Genomic DNA, 22,441 nt, shown 5'->3' on the forward strand with positions numbered 1-22,441 from the left:
ATGAACGCTCAAACTCAGCAGCAGCGGCAACAAGAAGGTGAGTTGGCTGTTGATTTGCGTCATGTTTCCCATCATTACCGGCAGACAGTTGCCTTAAATGATGTTTCCTTACAAATTAAGCGATGTGCAACGGTTGGTTTAATTGGTCCAGATGGTGTCGGAAAATCGACGCTTTTGTCTTTGATAGCTGGTGTTAAGGTGATCCAGCAGGGAGAGGTTTTGGTTTTTGACGGCAATATGGCTGATAAATCCAGCCGTCAGTTGTTAAGTCACCGTATTGCATTTATGCCTCAAGGACTGGGACAAAATTTATATCCTACGCTTTCTGTAACTGAAAATGTTGATTTTCATGCTCGTTTGTTTGGTTTACGTGGTTCAATGCGCAAGCAACGGATTGACAGGTTGTTACAATCAACGGGTTTATCACCTTTTGCCGATCGTCCAGCCGGTAAGTTATCCGGGGGGATGAAACAGAAGTTAAGTTTATGTTGTGCACTGGTACATAATCCGGAACTTTTGATTTTAGATGAACCCACTACAGGGGTAGATCCTCTTTCGCGCAGGCAATTCTGGGCCCTTATTGATGAATTGCGGGCGGAAAATCCTGATATGACGGTTATTGTGGCCACGGCTTATTTCGATGAAGCAAAACGCTTTGAATATTTGTTGGCCATGGATGATGGACGTTTGATTGTCAATGCGCTAACGCAACAGGTGTTAAAAGATACTCAGGCAGAAACGCTGGAAGAGGCTTATGTTAAGTTATTGCCACCTGCTAAACAAGATAAGGGTGGTGGGTTGCAACTAACGCCTTTTGTGGCAGAAAAAGATGCCCCACCTGCGATTGAAGCCAAAGATTTAACTAAGCGATTTGGTGATTTTATTGCGGTCAATAATGTCAATTTTACTATTGAGCGTGGTGAAATTTTTGGATTTCTGGGATCAAATGGTTGTGGTAAATCAACGACGATGAAGATGCTAACCGGGCTGTTGGACGCCAGCTCCGGATCTGCTAAGTTACTTGGTCATACGGTGAATGCCAATGATATGACAACCCGTATGAAAATTGGATATATGTCGCAATCGTTTTCGTTATATGAAGAATTGACGGTACGACAAAATTTGGTTTTATCAGCGCGATTATATCAAATGGACGATTCACAAATTGCTGCAGCGGTAGAAGATTCGTTGCAACAATTTGATCTGGCTGATTTTGCTGAAACTGAACCAGGTGAATTACCTTTGGGTATTCGGCAACGATTGCAATTGGCTGCTGCCTGTCTGCATCATCCTGAAGTACTGATTTTAGATGAACCAACTTCCGGAGTAGATCCAATAGCTCGCGATATGTTCTGGAAACATTTGCTGCATTTATCGCGCGATAATCGTACAACAATTTTTGTTTCGACCCATTTTATGAATGAAGCAGAACGTTGTGATCGTATTTCGTTTATGCACCAAGGACGGGTGCTGGCTATCGGTACACCAAAACAATTATGTGAACAAAAAAATACCGATGATTTGGAAACAGCTTTTATCCAATATTTAGAAGAAGCGGCTGGCACGGGTAAGACTGATGTATCTTCGGCCAACAAGGAAAGTGTAACGCATCAAACTGATGACTCCAGTAGTCACAATAATACGGAGAGTCTGCGCTACTGGTTTGGAACAGTGTGGACTTTTGCTGTCAGGGAAGGTAAAGAATTACTACGCGATAAAATCAGGTTGTTTTTTGCTTTATTTGGTCCTGTCGTTTTGATGATGATGGCAGCCTGGTCAGTTTCTTTCGATGTGGAGCATGTTAAATTTGCGGTTTTGGATCGTGATCAAACAATTGAAAGCCGTGCATTGGTGGAATATTTCCGTGGTTCACGCTACTTTACGTTTACAGAAAATCTGCATCATGCCGATGAAATTGATGAAACTTTGAAGGTTTCCCGTGCACGCTTGGTGATCGATATTCCGCCACATTTTGGTCGCGATCTTTTGCGAGGAGATAAGCCAGAGATTGGATTCTACGTTGATGGCACAATGCCATTTATGACGGAAAATATTAAAAGTTTTATTGTGTTGATTCTCAGTAATTACACGGCTGAACAATGGCGCGCCAGTGGTTTGCCCATTTCGTTAAAACCTTCGGTTAATGTGGCGCCACGATATATCTATAATCAGGATTTCAAGAGTATTTTTGCCATTACACCCGGCATGATTATGATGGCCATGATGCTCATACCTGTCATGATGACAGCTTTAGGGGTAGTACGTGAACGCGAGATTGGCTCGATCACGAATTTGTATACATCTCCAGCTTCCGTGCGGCAGTTTTTGGTAGGCAAACAAATTCCTTATGTGGTGGTTTCTTTTGTCAGTTATTTGATTCTCGTCTGGCTAGCTGTGGTGGTGTTAGGCGTGCCAGTACAAGGAAGTTTCTTTGCGATGAGTCTTGGCGCTTTAGCTTTGATTTGCGCCGCCACGGCATTTGGTTTGCTGATTTCCAGTTTTGTTAAATCTCAGGTTGCCGCTATTTTTGGCTCCGCCATTTTGTCTTTAATTCCAGCGTTAAATTTTTCTGGTCTGCTTTATCCACTTTCAACATTAACCGGTTTGAACTACTGGATTGGCTGGGGGTTTCCAACAGCATGGTATCAGCTAATCAGTCTAGGCGGGTTTACAAAAGGGTTGGGTTTTGTGGATTTCATTAATTATTATCTGGTGTTGCTAGCATTCTGTCTTTTTTATGTATTACTGGCAGGCTGCTTTTTGAAAAAGCAGGAGGTGTGAATGCTGCGCTGGTTTAAAAATGTATGGGTACTGAGCATCAAGGAATTAAAAAGTTTGCTGAGTGATTTGGTGTTGATGGGTTTGATGGTAGTGGTGCTTTCGGTAGCTATTTACTCAGTAGCGACCAGTATTACGACAGAAGTACGCCATGCTTCAGTTGCAGTACTTGATGCAGATCACAGCACTTTGTCTTATCAGATTCGGGATGCTTTATTACCTCCTTATTTTCAAACGCCGGTTGAAATTAATCGTGAAGAAATAGATCAGGCGATGGATAAGGGTGACTATGTTTTTGTACTGGATATTCCGGCTCATTTTCAACGGGATGTCCTGGCTGGCAGATCTCCTACTATACAGGTACTGGCTGATGCTACATCTGTTACTCAGGCTGGGATAGGGATCAATTATCTAACCCAAATCATTCAAGGCAAAACCAGTAGTTTTCTGCAACAACCCGACGCAAGTTCTCTTAGTCCGGTTGCGCCGGTGGTGAATATTCAGTTCAATCCAAATGGACAGTCTCACTGGTATATTTCGACGATGGGGGTAGTATCAAATTTAACGTTACTGGCCATTATTTTGGTCGGCGCTGCGGTAATACGTGAAAGAGAACACGGTACGATTGAACAATTGCTGGTGATGCCGGTGCGCCCAAGTGAGATCGTCATGGCCAAAATTTTGACAAATGGTGCAGTCATTGCCATCGCAGCTTTAATGTCATTGTGGCTAGTAGTGCATTATTGGCTGGATGTCCCGATCAATGGGTCGATACCACTGTTTACAGCAGGAATGATTATTTATCTGTTTTCTGTCTCTTCACTGGGAATCTGGCTGGCTACGTTGGCACCCACGATGCCGCAGTTTGGTTTGCTTACGTTGCCTATATATGTGGTGATGCGGTTACTTTCCGGTGCAGAATCGCCTCTGGAGAGTATGCCGGAATTTTTTCAATATATTACTTGGTTATCACCGGAAACACAGTTTACTCAGTTTAGTCAGGATGTTCTGTTTCGCGACGCCGGATTTCACACAGTTTGGCCAAAAATTCTGATGATGTCTGTGGCTGGTGCTTTGTTTTTAACACTGGCCTTATCCCGTTTTCGCAGCATGCTAGCGCAGCATTCATAATTGAATAAAAGGTTAACAGCAATGAAATTAGTCCTGAAAAATAAATGGTTGTCGGTCTTGCTCAGCATGATGTTGCTTGGCGGATGTCATACTACCGATGTTAAGGTAAATTCAAATGTATCCGTTCCACAAAGGTTTGACCGCGCAGCACAAGCACGTGGAGCGATGGAAATGGGTAGGTGGTGGGATAGCTGGTCTGATCCGGTCTTACGCCATTTAATAACGACAGGCTTAGAAAATAACCATGACTTGGCGCAGATGAAGGCCAATATGAATGCGGCTCGTGCGGGTGCAGCTTTAGCTGAATCTGATTTGGGGCCGCAGGTTTGGACAGACGTTAATGGCTCGGTACATCGCCTCAAAAATGATAATCCATTAAAAAATGTTGCTATTCCAGGCATGGGTAATGCTCGTGAAGCTTTGCAATCAGCTGGTTCACCTCTAGGTGACAATAAATTGGATTGGAAGGGTAATCATATTCAATTAGGCTTTGCTGCCAGTTGGGAACCTGATGTCTTTGGGGGTAAGCGCAGCGATGCAGAAGCGGCACGTTATCTCAGTTTGAGTGTGACAGAACAGTGGCACGGAGCACAAATAATGCTCAGTGCGGATATTGCTGATAATTATCTGAAAATGCGAGCAATGCAGCAACGCATCAGGATTGGTCAACAAAGTGTGACTACCTTAAAACACTTGCTGCGTTATGCACAAGGGCGTTTTAGAGCGGGGCAGGCAACTGCCTTTGATGTCAAAGATGTGTCTTCAAATCTTGCTGCCATGCAAGCGCAAATCGCTACCTATCAAGCTCAAGCTGACGCTTATCAGCGTAATCTGGCGGTATTAACCGGTCAGACGCCACAAGGTTTTTATGTGCCTGAATCATCTGTTGATGTTTTTCAACGCTTACCCGCTGCTCCCGCCGGTCAGCTCCCACTGGATGTGATTACCCGCCGTCCTGATTTGCGTAGTTTAGAAAATCAGGTGAAGGCAATGAGTGCGAAATTAGGCAGCGCCAAGGCTGATCGATACCCCCGATTTGACATCAGTTTTCTATGGCAAACGGGCAGAATCAAATTAGACAGTGATTTATCTCATTTGAAAACAAATGGGGGGATAGTTGATTTAGGCATCAGTTTGCCCATTTTTACTGCCGGTCGCATCAAACATAATATTGAAATGGCCGATTCGCGCTTGAAAGCTGCCATCGCTGCCTATGATCAAGGAATTTTAAAAGCGTTAGCAGAAGTGGATAATGCTTATCAGATGCAATATAGTTTAAATAAACAATCTCTTTTGCTGATCCAAGCACAACGTGAAGCCGATAAGCAGGCTAATGCTGCGGAAAAACTGTTTCGTTATGGGGATATGACTCTTGATCGTGCGTTGAGATCACGGTTGAATGCGCAAAATCTTTTTGAGAAAGAAGTTCAGGGTAAATTAGCTGAGGCACAAAACTTAATTAATTTGTACAAAGCGTTAGGTGGAGGTTGGCAAAAGGATTCGGCGGAAATAGAGTAAATATTCTGTTACCCCTTTCTTAACTGTGTTAACTAACCAGAAGATTATCTGGTGAATAATGTGTCATAATTTGTAAATGGTATAACTAAATTTTAGGAGCAAGCATGCGTTTCGTTTTTTCGATCATTTCTATGTATCGGTCATTATTGCTGCTTGCTGTTTTAGGAACGAGTGCCTGTTCCAATTTGCAATACCAACCTATAGCGACTATTGACCATATCGATACCACTAAAGGTTATCGCCTACAAAATGCATTACTCAATAGAGATAGTGAAAAAGAAGACAATGTAATTGGCATAGTGATGTTTTCGGGAGGGGGTACTCGTGCAGCTGCCTTTGGCTATGGGGTTCTGGAAACATTAAAAAAACAGCAGGTAAAAATAAATGGTAAATCAACTAATTTATTGAATACCATCGATTTGGTCTATGGAATTTCAGGTGGTTCAGTTCTAGCAACTTATTTTGGTTTACATGGCGAAGAAACCATACCATTATTTAAGCAAAATTTTCTGAGTTTAAATTTGCAGAAAATGATGATTGGACAGGTGTTTTCCATGGCAAATTGGTCACGCTTGGCTTCCCCTGAATTCGGACGAGGGGATCTATTGCAAGAGCAATTTGATCTGCATCTTTACAAAGGCGCTACCTATGCCGATTTAGCTGAACGGCGTAAGGGGCCATTTGTGGTGATCAGTGCCACCGATATGAGTTTGGGCAGCCGACTGGATTTTACGCAAGAATATTTTGATTTACTTTGCCTAGATTTGAGCAGTCTACCCATATCACGAGCAGTCGCATCCTCTAGTGCTGTTCCTTTGGTGTTTTCTCCGGTTACTTTGAATAATAATGGTGGGAATTGCCAGTATCATTTACCGGATAATTTACTAGATGAACACCATGACAATGTGGAAATAGCTGGAACATCTGAATTTAGAGCCAAAACGAGAGCAGCCTATCGGGCAAATTTGAAACAATATCAAGATAGTCAAAAACGCCCGTATATTCATCTACTGGATGGTGGTTTAACCGATAATTTAGGTTTACGTAGTTTACTTGATGCCAGTGAACTCTACAGTAATAAAACGCTGTACGACCGCCTGGAAAACGCACGAATCCATAAAATCATTATTATTAACGTTAATGCGCAGACACAACGTCGCAATGAGATTGATAGCAGTGCTAATGTACCAGGAACGGCTGATGTAGCCAGAGCTTTAACCAGTATTCCAATAGAGAAGTATTCAGAAGATACGCAACGCCAGTTTCAAAAATACGTTGATTGGTGGAACAGTACACGTACTGGTGACACACCTTTAGTTTACTATATCAGTGTCAATCTCTTGGATCTGCCAGATTCGCCATTGCGAGATAAAGTTATTCATATTCCAACCACTTTTTATCTGGCTCGCAACGAAGTCAATAATCTACGCCAAGCCGCAAATATACTGTTAACTCGATCCAGCGAATATAAGCGATTGGTAAAAGATATAGGTATCGCAGAGGTACCTGCTGATATTGCATCCAATCCTATATTTGATCCTGACGATAATGACAACTCTGAAGAGGTAAATCCCAGTGAAAATGAACGCATTAATCTTGAGACAGTAAAGAACCTCGAAGACAATACTAAATCATTTGTAAATTTTATTAATGTTGAATCTATTCCTTTAGGACGCTAAAGAGGTTTATGTTGTGTGAAAGAGACAAGATTGACCGCGTAAACAAAGATAATTGATTCAAGTTCTCATTATCAATGTTTGGTGTAACATTTTTCACTCAAAGTCTAACAAAAAAGGGGAAAGCGCCCCTTTTTTTTATGTCTTTTGAATATAATTATTAACTTGATAATATTTATTGGTGAGGATGAGTAAGCAGGGTTGAAAATGACGTTGATGAGGATAAAACCAAGCCAGTTTTAGGATTGAATTGTTTTCATCTAAATAATTAAATGCTCTTGTCCTGTATATTTCATAATCAATTTTATGCCAAAGTTATATGCCATAAAAATATTTTTCTCAAGTACATTCTCTTTTACATTGCTACATTTTTTGAGCTTAAAACATCAATAAATATTCGATTGTCGTTAACAAAAAACTAAAATTATCATTTATTTTCAAATAAATATAAATATAGACAGGAATTAAAATCAGACAAGCGCACACTATTCTCCGTTCTTTCTGGAGAAGGTGAACTTATGTTGAATTGGGTTTTAACTAATATAAAAGAATCACCAGTTATTCTTCTCTTCCTGTCATTAAGTTTGGGATACCTATTAGGCAGTATTCGTTTTGGTAAATTCCAACTTGGAGGAGTAGCTGGGTCTTTGCTGGTCGCTGTTGTACTCAGCTTGCTGAATGTACACATTGATTCAGGTCTCAAAGCGCTGCTGTTTACATTATTCATATACGCGGTTGGTTATGAAAGTGGTCCGCAGTTTTTCCGTTCACTGGGGGTAAAAACCCTACGTGAAATCTTTTTGGCGCTCTTTATTGCCATCACAGGTTTTATCACTGTGATGATCATGGCCAAATGGTTCCATCTCGATAAAGGTTTAGCCGCTGGTCTGGCTGCTGGGGGATTAACCCAATCTGCCATTCTGGGTACCGCTGCTGATGCGCTAAGTCATATGGGACTTCCACCTGACCAATTGCAGAAATTGCAAGCGAATGTGGCGATCGGTTATGCAGTGACTTATATCTTCGGTTCTCTTGGCGCAATTATCATTTGTATGAATATTCTGCCAAAAGTCATGAAACGAGATATTCGTGATGATGCCGTGGCTGCTGAGGCTGAGCAACTGAAAGGTGCAATGGCTCTGGAAGGTAATCAGGGCATGGCGATTACCCAAATGGTGGGACGTATCTATGTTGTTGAAAAAGATATCCATAAAACGATTAAAGATATTGAATTGCAAAACATAGGTGTGACCATTGAGCGGATTAAACGCCACGGTAATTTGATTGATTGTACTGCTTCGACAGTCCTTCAATCTGGTGACATTGTTTTGATTGTTGGTCGTCGTGAAGCCGTGACTGCTGTTAGTGGTTTATTTGGACGTGAATTGGATTCTGAACCTGGTTTGGAATTGATTGTGGATACCAAAGATGTGGTCTTCCGCAACAGCGAATATGCCAATAAAACCATGGCAGAAATTCGTTCCAAAGTTCACCAAGATGACAATGCCTTTGAGATTCAGCATGGCATCTATTTAATAGCCTTACATCGTAATGGCGAGAAATTAGAGGTGACTCCAGATACTCAATTCAAACTGGGCGATGTCATGACCATTTACGGTTCTACCAGTGATATTAATCGTGTCGTGCATATTATTGGTGCTCCGATCACTGTTAATAGTAAAACTGACTGGGCCTATCACGGTCTGGGCGTAGTTCTAGGTCTGATTATTGGCTGGGTCGTTATCCGCATCGGCAATATTCCTATCACGCTGGGTGCAGGTGGTGGCGCATTACTGTCTGGTCTGTTTTTTGGCTGGTTGCGTGCCCGTAAACAAACATTTGGCAATATGCCAGCTGCCGCATCTCAATTCATGAAAGACTTTGGTCTAGCCGGTTTCGTCTCTGTGGTTGGTTTGCAATCTGGTTTACAGGCGATCACCACCATCAAAGAGCAGGGGATAACTCTATTCTTAATCGGTGTGGTGGTGACATTAGTACCGATGATACTGGCTATCTTTTTTGGTCGCTATGTGCTCCGTTATGACAATGCCGCAATTTTTGCTGGCGCCTTGTCAGGCTCACGTAGTGCAAATCCGGCATTTGGTGAAGTTTTGGATAAAGCAGGCAATTCAATTCCAACCACACCATTTGCAATTACATATGCATTAGCCAATGTGTTCCTGACCCTGTTAGGGCCGTTGATCGTGGCTCTTGTTTGATATGTGGTCTTAACTTCCTGAGGAAACAACTATGAATTCAAAACTTGATTTTGAAAAATATGCCAATCTAAGTCCGTTCGAATTGAAAAATCATCTAATCGATCTGGCTCAGAGCCGTAATGATCGCATGATGTTAAATGCAGGTCGTGGTAACCCAAATTTCTTAGCAACTTTGCCACGCAATGCCTTTTTTGAGTTAGGTTTATTTGCTGCTGAAGAATCAGAAATTTCTTTCTCTTTCTTGGATCAAAACATCGGTGGTATGCCATTTAAGGACGATTTGATGGCACGCTTTGATGATTATATTCGTCGTAATCGCACGAAACCAGGCGTGGATTTTCTAAGTAAAGCCATGTCTTATGTTCGTGACCAGTTAGGTTACAATCAGCATCAGTTCTTGCTGGAAATGACTGAAGGTATTTTAGGCTGCAATTACCCAGTACCTGATCGTATGTTGCGTTTATCTGAAGAGATTGTTAAACAATACATTCTGCAAGAGATGGGTGCAAAATCCATGTCCAATGAAGATATCGACCTGTTTGCCACTGAAGGTGGTACAGCTGCGATGGCCTATATCTTCAATTCTTTGAAAGAAAACGGTCTGATTCGTCATGGCGATAAAATTGCTTTAGGCGCACCGATTTTCACACCATATCTTGAAATTCCAGAATTGAACGATTACGAACTGGAAGAAGTGTTGATCAATGCGGATCCTAAATTAGACTGGCAATATCCAGAAAGCGAATTGCGTAAACTGGAAGATCCTTCTATTAAAGCATTCTATCTGGTTAATCCTTCTAATCCGCCATCAGTAAAAATGGACGATCGCAGTCTGCAAATCATCGCCGATATCGTGAAGAAAAGACCAGATCTGATTATTCTGACCGACGATGTTTACGGTACTTTTGCTGAAAACTTCGAATCTCTGTTTACACTGTGTCCTTACAACACCATTTTGGTGTACTCATTCTCTAAATACTTTGGTGCCACAGGCTGGCGCTTGGGTGTGATTGCCATGGCTAAAGAGAATGTATTGGATAAGAAAATTGCTGAATTGCCAGAAGCTGAGCGTCAGATTTTGCACAAACGTTATCTGTCTATCACTCCTGAACCAGAAAAATTGAAACTGATCGACCGTATGGTGGCAGATAGCCGTGCTGTAGCGTTAAATCACACAGCTGGTTTGTCTACTCCTCAGCAGGTTCAGATGGTATTGTTCTCTCTTGCAGAGATGATGGATACTAAGAAACAGTATAAAGATGCATTGATGGCTCTGATTCGCAATCGTAGTGCTGCTATGTATAAAAAACTGGGTATTAAACACGAATTCAATGAAAACAGTGTTGATTATTATACTCTGGTTGACATGGAAGATACTGCGCGTCAATTACATGGCGATGAGTTTGCGGAATGGGTTGTTAAAACCAAAAACCCGAACGAATTATTGTTCAGAATTGCAGATGAATCTGGCGTAGTTCTGTTACCGGGTAAAGGTTTTGCTGTACAGCATCCGTCTGGTCGCGTTTCACTGGCTAACTTAAATGAATACCAGTACAAAGCTATTGGTGCGTCATTACACAAACTAGCTTGTGAATATTATGAAGAATTTAAAGCCAGTAAATAAATAATTTTTGGCTTTCATTGACCACGCCGTATTTAATCAATACGGCGTTTTTTTTATTGGATAAACCAATACTTGTAAAAATTTTATAATGCATATTTAAATAAGAAACTATCTTCATATTATAAGACAGTATTACGCATGTATTTATTTGTATATTTATTAACAATGTTTATTTCAGGGAATAATCCTCTCACAAGCAGATATTAAACCATGCGAACAAGCTTGCATAAAATACTTTTTTGCTAACACTTTATTTTTTTTTACGCCATCCCCATTTTTATACATCATACCTATTTCATATTGTGCGTAATCAAAACCTTGTTCAGCCGCTTTAGTCCACCAATATAACGCTTTTTCTTTATTTTTTTTGATTCCGTCACCCCAGAAATACATAATCCCTAAGTTATATTGCGCGTAATGAATACCTTGTTCAGCTGCTTTAGTCCACCAGTATAATGCTTTTTCTTTATCTTCTTTGACGCCTTCACCTTTGGCATACATCACCCCTAATTGATATTGCGATGCATCAATACCTTGTTCAGCTGCTTGAGTCCACCAGTATACCGCTTTTTCTTTATCAACTTTGACACCATTACCTTCGGAATACATCAAACCTAAATTATTTCTCGACTTACCATCCCCTTGTTTAGCTGCTTTAGTATACCAATATAATGCTCTTTGATTATTTTCTTCGACGCCTTCGCCGTATTGATACATATAAGCTAGAAGAAACTGAGATTCCATTTCTCCCTGTTCAGCCTCCGCTTTACATGCACTAAAAGCTTTAGCAAAATTATTTTGATCATAAAAGGTAGAACAATTATTAGCGTAAATTGTCGTCGATAATAATGCTGTTAATACAAGCAAAAGTATTTTTTTCATTATTTCCCTTAACCAACTAAAATATGATATTTATTAATTTTATCCACAGACTCAAAAGATCAAAAATAGGCTAACTATTTATTAAGCATTTCTTTATAGATTAACAGTATCGGTTAATGGAGTTGATAAAATTGTTGCTACATCGACCAAATAAATTTATTCTCATCCAAGTATGTCTGTCGAACCAATCTAGATAAAAAGTGACAGTTGATGAAGATAAACAATAAGTTTATCTAGAACTAATAATCATTTCTTGCAAAACATCTTTATGATTTGAGTTGGTTTTTTCTCAAATCATCAAATAATAGTATTATTTTTTTAATTCGTTATCAAGTATCTACATACAAATGGTCTTTTAAATAACCTTTTTGCAGCAAACAGACTGGCATAGTCATCTGGGCTTTAGGATGATTATAAATAAGCTCGAAGAATAGGAAAAAAAAGCTTTTCAAAAAACATCAAACTCAATTTTCAAACAGGCTAAATAGCCTCACTTTTGCAGATTAATTAACTATAAATCAGCTAGATTACCTTTTTAAAGTGCTGCAAATTTTAAGGTTAAAGTAACGGTAAGAGTTTCTTCATTGCTAATCTTGGATAAAAGGGTGACCATGTTGTACTTATCCTGTTTGAGATTGGCATAATATTGATCGTTTCTCAATTGATTTCCTTATGATCCTAGCTTATTCCTCATTATCATTAAAATAAATATGGTTTAAGCTTATTCATTTGGTAGATTCTGCTTGATGGCATCTAAGAAAAAGTACAAGTAATCAGTTGAATTTATCATCAAATTTCTGCATGAACACAGAAGTTTTGAAAGGCGGAATTTCTTCTAAATTTATAGCAAAATGATGGCTATTCCATGCTCAAAATGTTAGTTACTCAATCGGCTCCATAGATGGCGCTCAATACGCTATGTTAATGATGACAGCTCGATTGCGTCATATCCCAAGCAAGTTGAAATGTGCTTATTCAGTTAAGAGTTGAACTAGAAACCAATTTTTAAAGCAAAACCTGTTAGATATTCTCTATATCTTTTATTTTATGGCTTTAGTTGCAATAGGACTCTTAAGACAAGCTGCTCAGCAAAACATCTACTTAAATATCTACTACTGCAAATTTTTTGTATGGCAAGTCATCCTAATGCAAATATTTTTTGTTAAAATACTGCATAAATTATTGAAATAAGTTTAATTTTTCCATTTAAAATGTTGAGATGAAAATGCATATTCATTTTATTATTCATGCAGATTTTGAACTACCTGGTGCATATGAGCGTTGGGCGCAGAATAAAGGGCATACCATTGCTTATTCCCGCTTATATGATGGTGAAACTTTGCCTGAGAACGTGAATGATATGGATATGTTAATTGTGATGGGCGGACCGCAATCTCCTTTAACCAGTCTGACAGAATGCCCTTATTTTGATAGTCTGGCTGAACAAAATTTGATTATCGCAGCCAAAGACGCGGGCAAAGTTGTTATTGGTGTTTGTCTGGGTGCTCAAATGATCGGGCAGGCTCTAGGAGGAATGGTGGAACATAGCCCGGAAAAAGAAATCGGATCATTTCCCATCTTCTTAACGGAACAAGGTTTAAATAATTCTTTTGTCAGCCATTTTGGTACTGAATTGACAGTAGGGCATTGGCATGGCGATATGCCGGGTTTAACAGCGGAGGCAGTAGTGCTGGCTTATAGTGCCGGCTGTCCTCGACAGATCATAACTTATGCGCCATTGGTCTATGGTTTCCAATGTCATTTGGAATTTACCCATGATCTGGTGGAAACTTTGATTGCTCATGCATACGTTAATTCCGATCTCATCAATCCTAATCCGTATATTCAAAGCAAAACGGAATTAAGAGCACAGGATTATGCAGAGATGAACGGAAAACTGTATGCTTTTTTAGATAAAATTAGTGAGCACTATTTATCATTGAATCCAATAATTTAGCGCAATGTTAGCTGGGTTTCTGCATTTGAAGTTGGAGCAGATTTATTTCAGCACCCCAGGATTTAACACCACTTTCAGACGAGCTGAGGGTTGATGGTGAAAAAAACTGACTTCAAACCACCAGAATGAAGATTTTTTTACCGACCAATATTGTTGGGGTAACCAAATACCATTGAGTAAATAACTGCATAGTTGACCCAACCATGGTTGATGGCCTACCCAGATACAATTGCCATAATCAATTTGCTGCAATAATAATGTCGTTAAATTCTGTGGAACAGTATCTGGATTGAGAAGAGGCTCAATCGAGATTGATTGATGCAAATACGATGCAGTTTGTTGGCTGCGCACCGCCTCAGATGTATAGACCCGATATTTATCGATGGGCAAATGAGCCAGCAACCAATCAGCACTGATTTGTGCTTGCCGGCAACCTTTATCAGTTAATTTGCGCATTTTATCGTTATGCTGATATTCAGCATCAGCATGGCGCCATAAAATAAGATTCATAATTTCTGTAATATCAAGTGCAGATATTTTTAAAAGTAAATTCAATGAACAAAAGCTTCTCTCTAAAAATTATATCTGATTTAAAAGGGGTTTGGACAAGTCAGCGATGATAGAGTTGGTATTATAGCTAACCAATATCAAGGAAAAATGAATCAATCTATTGAGGAACATTAAATTAGACAAAAGTAGATCAAATGTTTTTTCAATCAATCACCCAACTTTTTAGCGAATTCATCAGAAAACATCTTATATAATCTAATTAAACAAACTTTGATAAAAAAAATTAATATTTAGAATAAACTTGGCATGATCGTTTAATCTGCATCAAATTTAATTGATACCCATACTATAATAGACAATGTCTAATTATGATTATTAATGTGTTATCAAAAACTCATGATATGTTTAATCAAGCGTATGGCATGATGTGCGATTAAAATGGTTTTTCAAATATTAATATCTAACGTATTTAAGCAACAATATCTTCTTAATCAATAACAGTATTAACATTGCTAATCTGCTAAAATATGCATACTCATGCTTATGATACAATAACTCGGTTTAGTGTATTCAGATAATAACCGTACCGACATTTTTAAATAGGTAATAATTATTTTTATCTAGTTTGTCGTGGCATGGAAAGGCTGTAGTGATTCAAATATCAGCATCTAGAGAAGTGGGTAATAAGGGGGTAGCCAAGCTCAGGGAGCGTGCAGGGGTTTATGCTCGTTTAATGCGTTTGGATAAACCAATCGGAACGTTATTACTTTTATGGCCAACTTGGTGGGCATTACTTATAGCTGGGAATGGTCGACCAAACTGGCTAATTGTGCTGATGTTTACTTTAGGAACTTTTTTAATGCGCAGTGCAGGCTGCGTCATCAATGACCTTGCAGATCGTGATTTTGATGGTGCCGTAGCTAGAACATGCCAACGCCCTTTTGCTTTAAAACAAGTTTCCACTAAAGAAGCTTTAGTATTAACGTTACTTATCTGTATTCTGGCTGCTTTATGCTTGTTGCCACTGAATAGCTTAACCTGGAAAATGAGTTTGCCCGCTCTTTTTCTGGCGATGACTTATCCGTTTACTAAACGGTTTTTCCCAATTCCACAATTGTATTTGGGGCTGGCCTTTTCCTTTGGTATACCTATGGCCTTTGCTGCGGTTTGCCAAAATATTCCCCTGGTAGCATGGGTTCTAATGGCTGCTAATACCTTATGGACATTGGCTTACGATACAATTTATGCCATGGCTGATAAAGAAGATGATTTGAAAATCGGTATTCGAACTTCAGCCATTACCTTTGGGCAATATGATCTGTACGCAGTCATATTTTGTCATTTGGGGTTCGATATTCTGATGATCATTACGGGCTGTTTGATTCATGCCCGCTGGCCATTCTGGTTGGTCGTACCCATAGTTATTTGGCTACAATATCAACAATATCTTGGTATTTGCAGCCGCAATCGCCTGGCTTGTTTTAAGATGTTTTGTCGCAATAATAGGGTGGGCGTGATCTGGTTCGTTGGGTTGTTGTTAAACTATTGTAATGCGATGGGGTAAAGCAACTAAATTAGATCTCGAATCTGGTTAAATGCTTATATCTCCTTATATAATTATTGATAAGTTAACCAAGAAATTCATTGAACCATATTAATATTTTTATCTGTTGCAATTGATAGTTGTAACTTAAATTTGATTAGAGAATAACCATATGAGTTTAATTGGTGAAATTTTACCTGTTACCAATATCGTGCTGGATTTAAATGTTAGCAGTAAAAAAAGGCTGTTCGAAGAAGCCAGTCAATTACTGCAACAGCAAGCAGGTTTGCAACAGGAAGCCGTTTTCGAATGTCTGTTTGCGCGTGAAAAATTGGGTTCCACTGCCTTAGGTAAGGGCGTGGCGATTCCGCATGGCCGTACTAATGTTGTTAAAGAAGCGATTGGTGCTTTTATTCGCTTACAAACACCGATACCCTTTGATGCGCCGGATGAACAACCCGTCAATCTAATTTTTATTTTGTTGGTTCCGGAAAATGCTTCCACGCAGCATTTGAATGTTTTATCCGATTTAGCCGGTAAATTTTCGCAGAAAGCAGTACGTAATGCATTGTTGAATGCGACTAGCGCCGAAGCAATACGTGACATATTAAGCGCAGAATGAATTTAGAAAGCTAATTATGCCTAGTATTTCAGTACGCCGTTTATATCAGGACAATCAAACTAAACTTAAGCTTGCCTGGTCGGCAGGAACAGCCGGAGCAGATAATCGGATCAGTATTGAGGCTGATAAACCAGTATTAGCTTTGGTTGGTCATCTGAATTTTATTCACCCCAATCAAGTTCAGGTTATCGGTGTTGCTGAGGTAGAATATCTCAATAAAATTGAAGCTGGTGAAATCAAAACAACGTTAAATGAATTGTTTGATTTAACCATGGCACTGATTATTGTAGCCAATGATTTGCCTGTACCATTTATGTTGCGGGATTATTGTCATACGCATAATGTTCCTTTGCTGACATCTAAAGCCGAAAGTCCATTTTTAATGGATGTATTGCGTATTTATTTACAGCGTGTGCTGGCTGCTTCAACTGTAAAACATGGGGTATTTCTGGATGTTTTTGAAGTGGGTGTTTTGCTAACTGGTCAATCCGGCTTAGGTAAAAGTGAGCTCGCTTTGGAATTGATTTCACGCGGTCATCGTTTGGTTGCTGATGATGCCACTGAGCTGTATCGAATTGGTCCGGAAACCATTGAGGGACGATGTCCACCCATGCTGAAAGATTTTTTGGAAGTTCGTGGTCTTGGTGTGCTGAATATCCGTGCCATATTCGGCGAAACAGCGATACGACCTAAAAAACAACTACAGCTGATTATTAATCTGGTACTGGCAGATGACGCACAAATGCAAAATATTGATCGGCTAAGTATTCAGAGTGAAACAGAGGCCATTCTTAATGTGGCGATTCGCAGTGTTACTCTACCTGTGGCGGTCGGTCGAAATCTGGCGGTGTTGGTAGAAGCAGCTGTAAGTAAATATATTTTGCAACTTCGTGGCAAAGACAGTACCAAGGAATTTCTGGATCGGCATAATTCCATGCTGGAAGAAAATACGGTGAGTGATGAGGATAGTATTGATTAGTGGATTATCTGGATCAGGTAAATCCATAGCTTTGCGATTGTTAGAAGATATTGGCTTTATCTGTATTGATAATCTGCCAATTAAATTATTACCAGAATTAATTACTTATTATACCAATAATCAGGTAGCTCAACTGGGTATCAGTGTTGACATTCGTTCGCGTTTTAACCCTCTTGAAGTGGGTGAGCTGATCAATCATCTGCGGCAACAGGGGCATCAAATAGATATTCTATTTTTAACTTCCTCTGAAAATGTTTTGCTGCGTCGTTTTTCTGAAACGCGTCGAAGCCATCCTTTAATACAAGAACAAAAAACTTTAAAAGAAAGTGTCGCTGCTGAACGTCAATATCTGTCAACATTACAAAATCATGCATATGTAATTGATACTTCCTCATTAAATGTGCAACAACTGCGCCGACAGGTACAACAATGGGTTGATTTGCCCATGGCACCAATGCATATTGTGCTTGAATCGTTCGGTTACAAATACGGGGTTCCAACTGGATTGGATTTTGTGTTTGATATGCGCTGTTTGCCCAATCCTTTTTATGACGATCAGCTGCGTCCCTATACTGGTTTGGATGAACCAGTGAAGGCTTTTTTTGATCAGCAACCTATTATGCAAGAGATGATCAATGATCTGTCCCATTTTTTAAGACGTTGGTTGCCCAAAATGGAAGAAGAAAGTCGCAGTTATGTCAATATTGGCATTGGTTGTACGGGTGGACAACATCGTTCCGTATATGTGGTGGAAGAATTAGCGCGACAACTAAAAAACTACGCCATTATTACCCGCCATCGACAGTTGGAAATCAGCAAAACGCCGAAAAAAGGGTTATAATCCTCATTAAATTTATTCAGGCAGCCTGATAACAGGCTGCCTGTGTGTTTTTATGTAATAATCTTTCTATTTGCTGAATGAAGGACAGTTTATGGCTATTCAGTGGTATCCCGGGCACATGCATAAAGCCAAGAAAGCCATTACCGAACGAATTAAAAGTGTCGATCTGGTTATTGAGGTTCTGGATGCTCGTTTACCCGCTTCGAGTGCAAACCCATTGCTGGCAAAGTTGTCATCAGGTAAACCGAAGCTTAAAATCCTAAATAAACAAGATCTTGCTGATCCTGAGCGAACAGAGCTATGGTTGGCCGAATATCGCTCGCGTCCAGATACCAATGTTCTGGCTTTAGATGCTTCAGACCGTCAAGCTTCGAGCAAAGTCATTGCTGCCAGCCGTAAATTGGTTCCGAACCGGCAAAGTTTGGAGCGACCTTTAAGGGTGTTAATTTGCGGCATTCCAAATGTAGGTAAATCAACTTTAATTAATGGCATGCTGGGCAAAAAAAGTGCCAAAATTGGCAATGAACCTGGTATCACCAAAGCTGAACAACGTTTGATTCTGGCGGATGATTTCTGGCTTTACGACACTCCAGGTATGTTATGGCCAAAAATTATCGTTGAAGAGGCTGGTTATAATCTGGCAGCCAGTGGTGCTGTAGGTCGTAATGCTCTAGATGAAGAAACCGTAGCCTTAGAACTTCTGGATTATCTGCGCCGACATTATTTAAGCATGCTGCAACAACGCTATCATGCTGATTTAAGTCTTAGCCCACACTGGCATGACGATGAGTGGCTAAATTGGATTGGTCAAAAACGTGGTGCACTTTTAAGTGGAGGACGGATTGATTATCAGAAAGCTGCAGAAAGAGTTCTCACAGACTTTCGTGATGGTTATATCGGGCGCATCACCCTAGAGACGCCTAATCAATGGGCAATTTGGCTAAAAAAAGGGCAACAACATGAAGCACAATTAAAAGCTGAACGTCTGGCTAAAAAAGAAGCACGAAAAAAATAATTTTTGAATAATGGTAAACGACGATTGAATCAATTGGATATTAACAAAACTGACGAAAATAAGCTGTCGCCGGAAGCGATAATTGAAGCGGCTTTATTAACGCAAAGTGAAGCGTTAAGCGAAATGACCTTGCGCAACTTATGTGAACCACCTTTGAGTGAGCAAGAGCTAAAGAGCATATTGACGGCACTAAAAGAGCGCTGGCATGCACGAGCTTTAAGTTTGACCTTGACAGTGGAAGGCTGGCGCTTTCAAGTAATGGGTGAAGCACTTAATCATCTGGCTAAATTGGATGTGCAACGTACTCCGCGCTATTCGCGCGCTGTTCTGGAAACCTTAGCCATCATTGCTTATCAGCAACCTGTCACCCGTAGCGATATCGAAGCCATTCGAGGCGTCACGGTTTCTAGCCATGTATTACAAACTTTACAAGATCGAGGCTGGATAGAAATTATCGGTCAACGAGATAGTGTTGGTCGACCTAATCTATGGGCCACCACCACAACATTTTTAAGTGATCTGCAGCTAGATGATTTAAGTCAGCTACCCCCATTAACCGAACTGGGAGAGTTAATTCTTCCAGATATCAATGATCCTGCCGTAGATGAACCTACCGCAGAAGAGCCGTTAACGAAAACGGAAGAGGTATAAAATGAGCCAAAGCAAGAAAAAACTCACTAAGCGACAGCTACGAGATGGCATCTCAGCTAAAAACCACGACAAAAGTGCTAAAAGCACAGGTAAACGTCCGCTAAAAGGTAAAAATCAGCCTGGTACAAGCCAACAAAATATGGCACCTAAGCCGAAAATTCAAAAAGCAAAAAAACTGATTCAACGTTCACCTAATCAAGAGGTTCAGCAGCGAGCACGAAATCTCAAAGCGCAACGAATCGACCTAGAGCAGATGGAACCAGTCAGACTTCAAAAGGCTTTGGCTGCTTCAGGTGTAGGCTCAAGACGAGAAATGGAACAATGGATTTCTCAAGGTTTGGTACGAGTAAATGGTAAACCAGCTCAGTTAGGTGATCGTATTACGCCTGAAGATGAAGTTATGGTGCGAGGTTCTACCATCAATATCAAATGGCCTGATCGCCTGCCCAGAATTATTGTTTATTACAAACAAGAAGGTGAAATTGTAAGTCGTGATGATCCGCAAGGACGAGTAAGTATCTTTGATCGTCTACCTCAAACAGCCAGCAGCCGTTGGGTGGCGATAGGACGATTAGATATCAATACAAGTGGGTTATTAATATTGACTACTTCAGGTGAGCTAGTGAATCGTTTTGCCCATCCAAGCTTTGAGGTAGAACGAGAATATGCGGTCAGAGTATTGGGTGAGCTAACAGATGAGCAAAAACAAAACTTATTGACTGGGGTGGAACTAGAAGACGGCACAGCCAAAGCTCAGCAGCTTTGGGAGCAGGGCGGTGAAGGGGTTAATCGCTGGTATAACATCATCATTAAAGAAGGCAGAAATCGTGAAGTCAGACGCCTATTCGAAAGCCAAGGACTCACTGTTAGTCGGCTCGTACGCGTACGATTTGGTCCTATTCCACTGCCTGCGCGCTTAAAACGAGGCCAATACTATGAACTGAATGAACTGGAAGTAGCCAGCATCATGAGCTGGGCAGGGCTACAACAACCAAGCAAAAATCGGCGTCGTTAGTTAAACATTAAATCCGCTTAAGGTTGCCGTCAATTGAGTTAATATTGACAAAATACTACATTTATTAAACTTAAAGCATTATTTGCTAGATAAATGTGAAATTTTGTTGATTTAAAGCATGGGGTGATTTACATTCATCATGTATAGTAACAAAACCATGTTTAGAGGTTTTAAGGCTTTTCCCAGCCTGTTACCTATCATTTTTCAATGGAGTCATCATGAATTTAACCATGAAAGAACCCGAAATTGCCCATCGCACTTTCGAATTAACTCATTTTGATGGCGTAAAGCGTACCGTCTATTGCACCGATGTTGAAACCCAGTTTCCAGATGGTTGTCTTATTACGTCTACCACTGATCTAAACGGGTATATCACTCATGCAAATGAAATATTCGTGAAAATGAGTGGTTGGGACCGTGAAGAACTGATGGGTGCTGGGCATTATATTCTGCGGCATCCTGATATGCCCAGTGTTGCCTTTAAAGATTTATGGGACACTGTTCAAACTGGGCAAAAATGGCATGGTTATGTCAAAAATTTGCGCAAGGATGGTGGATTTTACTGGGTATATGCAACCGTTATTCCGAATATCCGTGATGGTGAAATCCGCGGATATACTTCTGTAAGACGCAAACCTTCACCAAGTAAAATTGCAGAACTCCAATCAATATATCAGGATTTAATCAAAGCAGAACGAGCGCAACGATGACTTTAAATTTTCTAATTGCACCCGATTTCCCGCCAGAATATTTTGCAGGCTGGCATTTTATGAATGCCCATTTACAAAAATCTCTTGGGATCAATATTCATTTGTTATTGCCGGCAAGCACAGATGAAGAACAACAAGCTATAGATCATAATAAGGTTGATATCATCTATGCCAATCCGTTTGATGCAGCCAAACTTATTCGTGAAATGGGTTATTTGGCGGTAGCACAGCCGATCAATCGCTATGATGAAATCGTCATAGCTGCTGCACAAAACAGTAACATTAAAACACTCGCCGATATTAAAGCAGGGATGAAGGTTTTAGCCACAGAAAATTATGATGTGAAATTGTTGGCTTTACGCCTATTGGAAGCGGTTGATGCGCAAGAAAATGATTTAATCTGGGAAAAATGTGATTCCTTTATCGCTGTCGCTAATGGGCTCATCAAAAAACGTGGAGATGTAGGTTTATTTCTCGCTTCTGCCTATAAAAAACTGTCGAAAATTACGCTCAATAATCTTCAACCACTTATTGAAAGCAAAATTAATGACTTAAACCATGTTATCTTAATTCATCCCAGACAAGTCGACCTATTGGGAATGTTACAGCAAGTTCTCTGTCAACTGAATCAGACTAAAGAAGGGTTAGTCATATTGGAAGATCTGGGACTGGCAGATGGCTTTTCAAAGGTCAATCAAGAAGATGCGGAATTACTGATCGATATCATTGAAACTTTACGAGATTAAGTCGATTAGCTGACTCATTTAAGC

General features: G+C 40.1%; 18 protein-coding genes. 16 read left to right on the forward strand and 2 right to left on the reverse strand.

Translation table 11 applies throughout. The features are described 5' to 3' along the window. From rbbA to J3U68_RS05375, 6 genes are all read left to right on the forward strand, one after another. Positions 1–2,781, forward strand: coding sequence for a ribosome-associated ATPase/putative transporter RbbA (gene rbbA, locus J3U68_RS05350; protein ID WP_267375329.1), 2,781 nt, complete (start codon positions 1–3; stop codon positions 2,779–2,781). After that, positions 2,782–3,909: an ABC transporter permease gene (locus J3U68_RS05355; protein WP_267375330.1), complete on the forward strand. Its 1,128-nt coding sequence runs from the start codon at positions 2,782–2,784 to the stop codon at positions 3,907–3,909. Positions 3,910–3,930: 21 nt separating this feature from the next. Beyond that, entirely contained in the window at positions 3,931–5,427 is a 1,497-nt protein-coding gene (locus tag J3U68_RS05360) for a TolC family protein (RefSeq protein WP_267375331.1), read from the forward strand. Between the two features lie 104 nt (positions 5,428–5,531). Beyond that, positions 5,532–7,106: a patatin-like phospholipase family protein gene (locus J3U68_RS05365; RefSeq protein ID WP_267375333.1), complete on the forward strand. Its 1,575-nt coding sequence runs from the start codon at positions 5,532–5,534 to the stop codon at positions 7,104–7,106. A gap of 515 nt (positions 7,107–7,621) precedes the next feature. Continuing rightward, a complete protein-coding gene (gene aspT, locus J3U68_RS05370; RefSeq protein ID WP_267375334.1) occupies positions 7,622–9,322 on the forward strand; it encodes an aspartate-alanine antiporter in 1,701 nt (566 codons plus the stop codon). 31 nt (positions 9,323–9,353) lie between these two features. Continuing rightward, complete coding sequence (locus J3U68_RS05375; RefSeq protein ID WP_267375335.1) at positions 9,354–10,946, forward strand: bifunctional aspartate transaminase/aspartate 4-decarboxylase; 1,593 nt, start codon at positions 9,354–9,356, stop codon at positions 10,944–10,946. A gap of 174 nt (positions 10,947–11,120) precedes the next feature. Here the strand turns inward: J3U68_RS05375 and J3U68_RS05380 are convergent, their stop codons facing one another. After that, positions 11,121–11,828: a tetratricopeptide repeat protein gene (locus tag J3U68_RS05380; protein WP_267375336.1), complete on the reverse strand. Its 708-nt coding sequence runs from the start codon at positions 11,826–11,828 to the stop codon at positions 11,121–11,123. A gap of 1,225 nt (positions 11,829–13,053) precedes the next feature. Between J3U68_RS05380 and J3U68_RS05385 the strand changes: the two genes are divergently transcribed. Next, positions 13,054–13,785 carry a glutamine amidotransferase-related protein gene (locus J3U68_RS05385; protein WP_267375338.1) on the forward strand — a complete coding sequence of 244 codons (732 nt, stop codon included), beginning with the start codon at positions 13,054–13,056 and terminating at the stop codon, positions 13,783–13,785. A 42-nt stretch (positions 13,786–13,827) separates the two neighbouring features. On the opposite strand, the gene J3U68_RS05390 is transcribed toward J3U68_RS05385, so the two are convergent. Next, on the reverse strand, positions 13,828–14,295 hold the full coding sequence (locus J3U68_RS05390) for a SixA phosphatase family protein (protein ID WP_267375340.1): 468 nt from the start codon (positions 14,293–14,295) through the stop codon (positions 13,828–13,830). Positions 14,296–14,971: 676 nt separating this feature from the next. Here J3U68_RS05390 and ubiA point away from each other — a divergent pair. From ubiA to J3U68_RS05435, 9 genes are all read left to right on the forward strand, one after another. Next, complete coding sequence (gene ubiA, locus J3U68_RS05395; RefSeq protein ID WP_267376218.1) at positions 14,972–15,859, forward strand: 4-hydroxybenzoate octaprenyltransferase; 888 nt, start codon at positions 14,972–14,974, stop codon at positions 15,857–15,859. A gap of 151 nt (positions 15,860–16,010) precedes the next feature. Then, positions 16,011–16,460, forward strand: coding sequence for a PTS IIA-like nitrogen regulatory protein PtsN (gene ptsN, locus J3U68_RS05400; protein ID WP_267375341.1), 450 nt, complete (start codon positions 16,011–16,013; stop codon positions 16,458–16,460). A gap of 16 nt (positions 16,461–16,476) precedes the next feature. Next, positions 16,477–17,439, forward strand: coding sequence for an HPr(Ser) kinase/phosphatase (hprK, locus tag J3U68_RS05405; protein ID WP_267375342.1), 963 nt, complete (start codon positions 16,477–16,479; stop codon positions 17,437–17,439). After that, positions 17,420–18,280 carry an RNase adapter RapZ gene (rapZ, locus tag J3U68_RS05410; protein WP_267375343.1) on the forward strand — a complete coding sequence of 287 codons (861 nt, stop codon included), beginning with the start codon at positions 17,420–17,422 and terminating at the stop codon, positions 18,278–18,280. The genes hprK and rapZ overlap by 20 nt, the downstream gene beginning before the upstream one ends. 91 nt (positions 18,281–18,371) lie before the next feature. After that, positions 18,372–19,295, forward strand: a complete 924-nt coding sequence (gene ylqF / locus J3U68_RS05415; protein ID WP_267375344.1) for a ribosome biogenesis GTPase YlqF — start codon at positions 18,372–18,374, stop codon at positions 19,293–19,295. A gap of 24 nt (positions 19,296–19,319) precedes the next feature. Then, positions 19,320–19,946, forward strand: a complete 627-nt coding sequence (scpB, locus tag J3U68_RS05420) for an SMC-Scp complex subunit ScpB (protein WP_267375345.1) — start codon at positions 19,320–19,322, stop codon at positions 19,944–19,946. A gap of 1 nt (position 19,947) precedes the next feature. Continuing rightward, positions 19,948–20,961: a pseudouridine synthase gene (locus J3U68_RS05425; protein ID WP_267375347.1), complete on the forward strand. Its 1,014-nt coding sequence runs from the start codon at positions 19,948–19,950 to the stop codon at positions 20,959–20,961. Between the two features lie 218 nt (positions 20,962–21,179). Further along, on the forward strand, positions 21,180–21,671 hold the full coding sequence (locus J3U68_RS05430; RefSeq protein ID WP_267375348.1) for a PAS domain-containing protein: 492 nt from the start codon (positions 21,180–21,182) through the stop codon (positions 21,669–21,671). Beyond that, positions 21,668–22,417, forward strand: coding sequence for a PhnD/SsuA/transferrin family substrate-binding protein (locus tag J3U68_RS05435; RefSeq protein ID WP_267375349.1), 750 nt, complete (start codon positions 21,668–21,670; stop codon positions 22,415–22,417). The genes J3U68_RS05430 and J3U68_RS05435 overlap by 4 nt, the downstream gene beginning before the upstream one ends. Positions 22,418–22,441: the final 24 nt, after the last annotated feature.

The sequence above is a fragment of the Snodgrassella sp. B3882 genome, assembly GCF_026535915.1.
GTDB lineage: Bacteria > Pseudomonadota > Gammaproteobacteria > Burkholderiales > Neisseriaceae > Snodgrassella.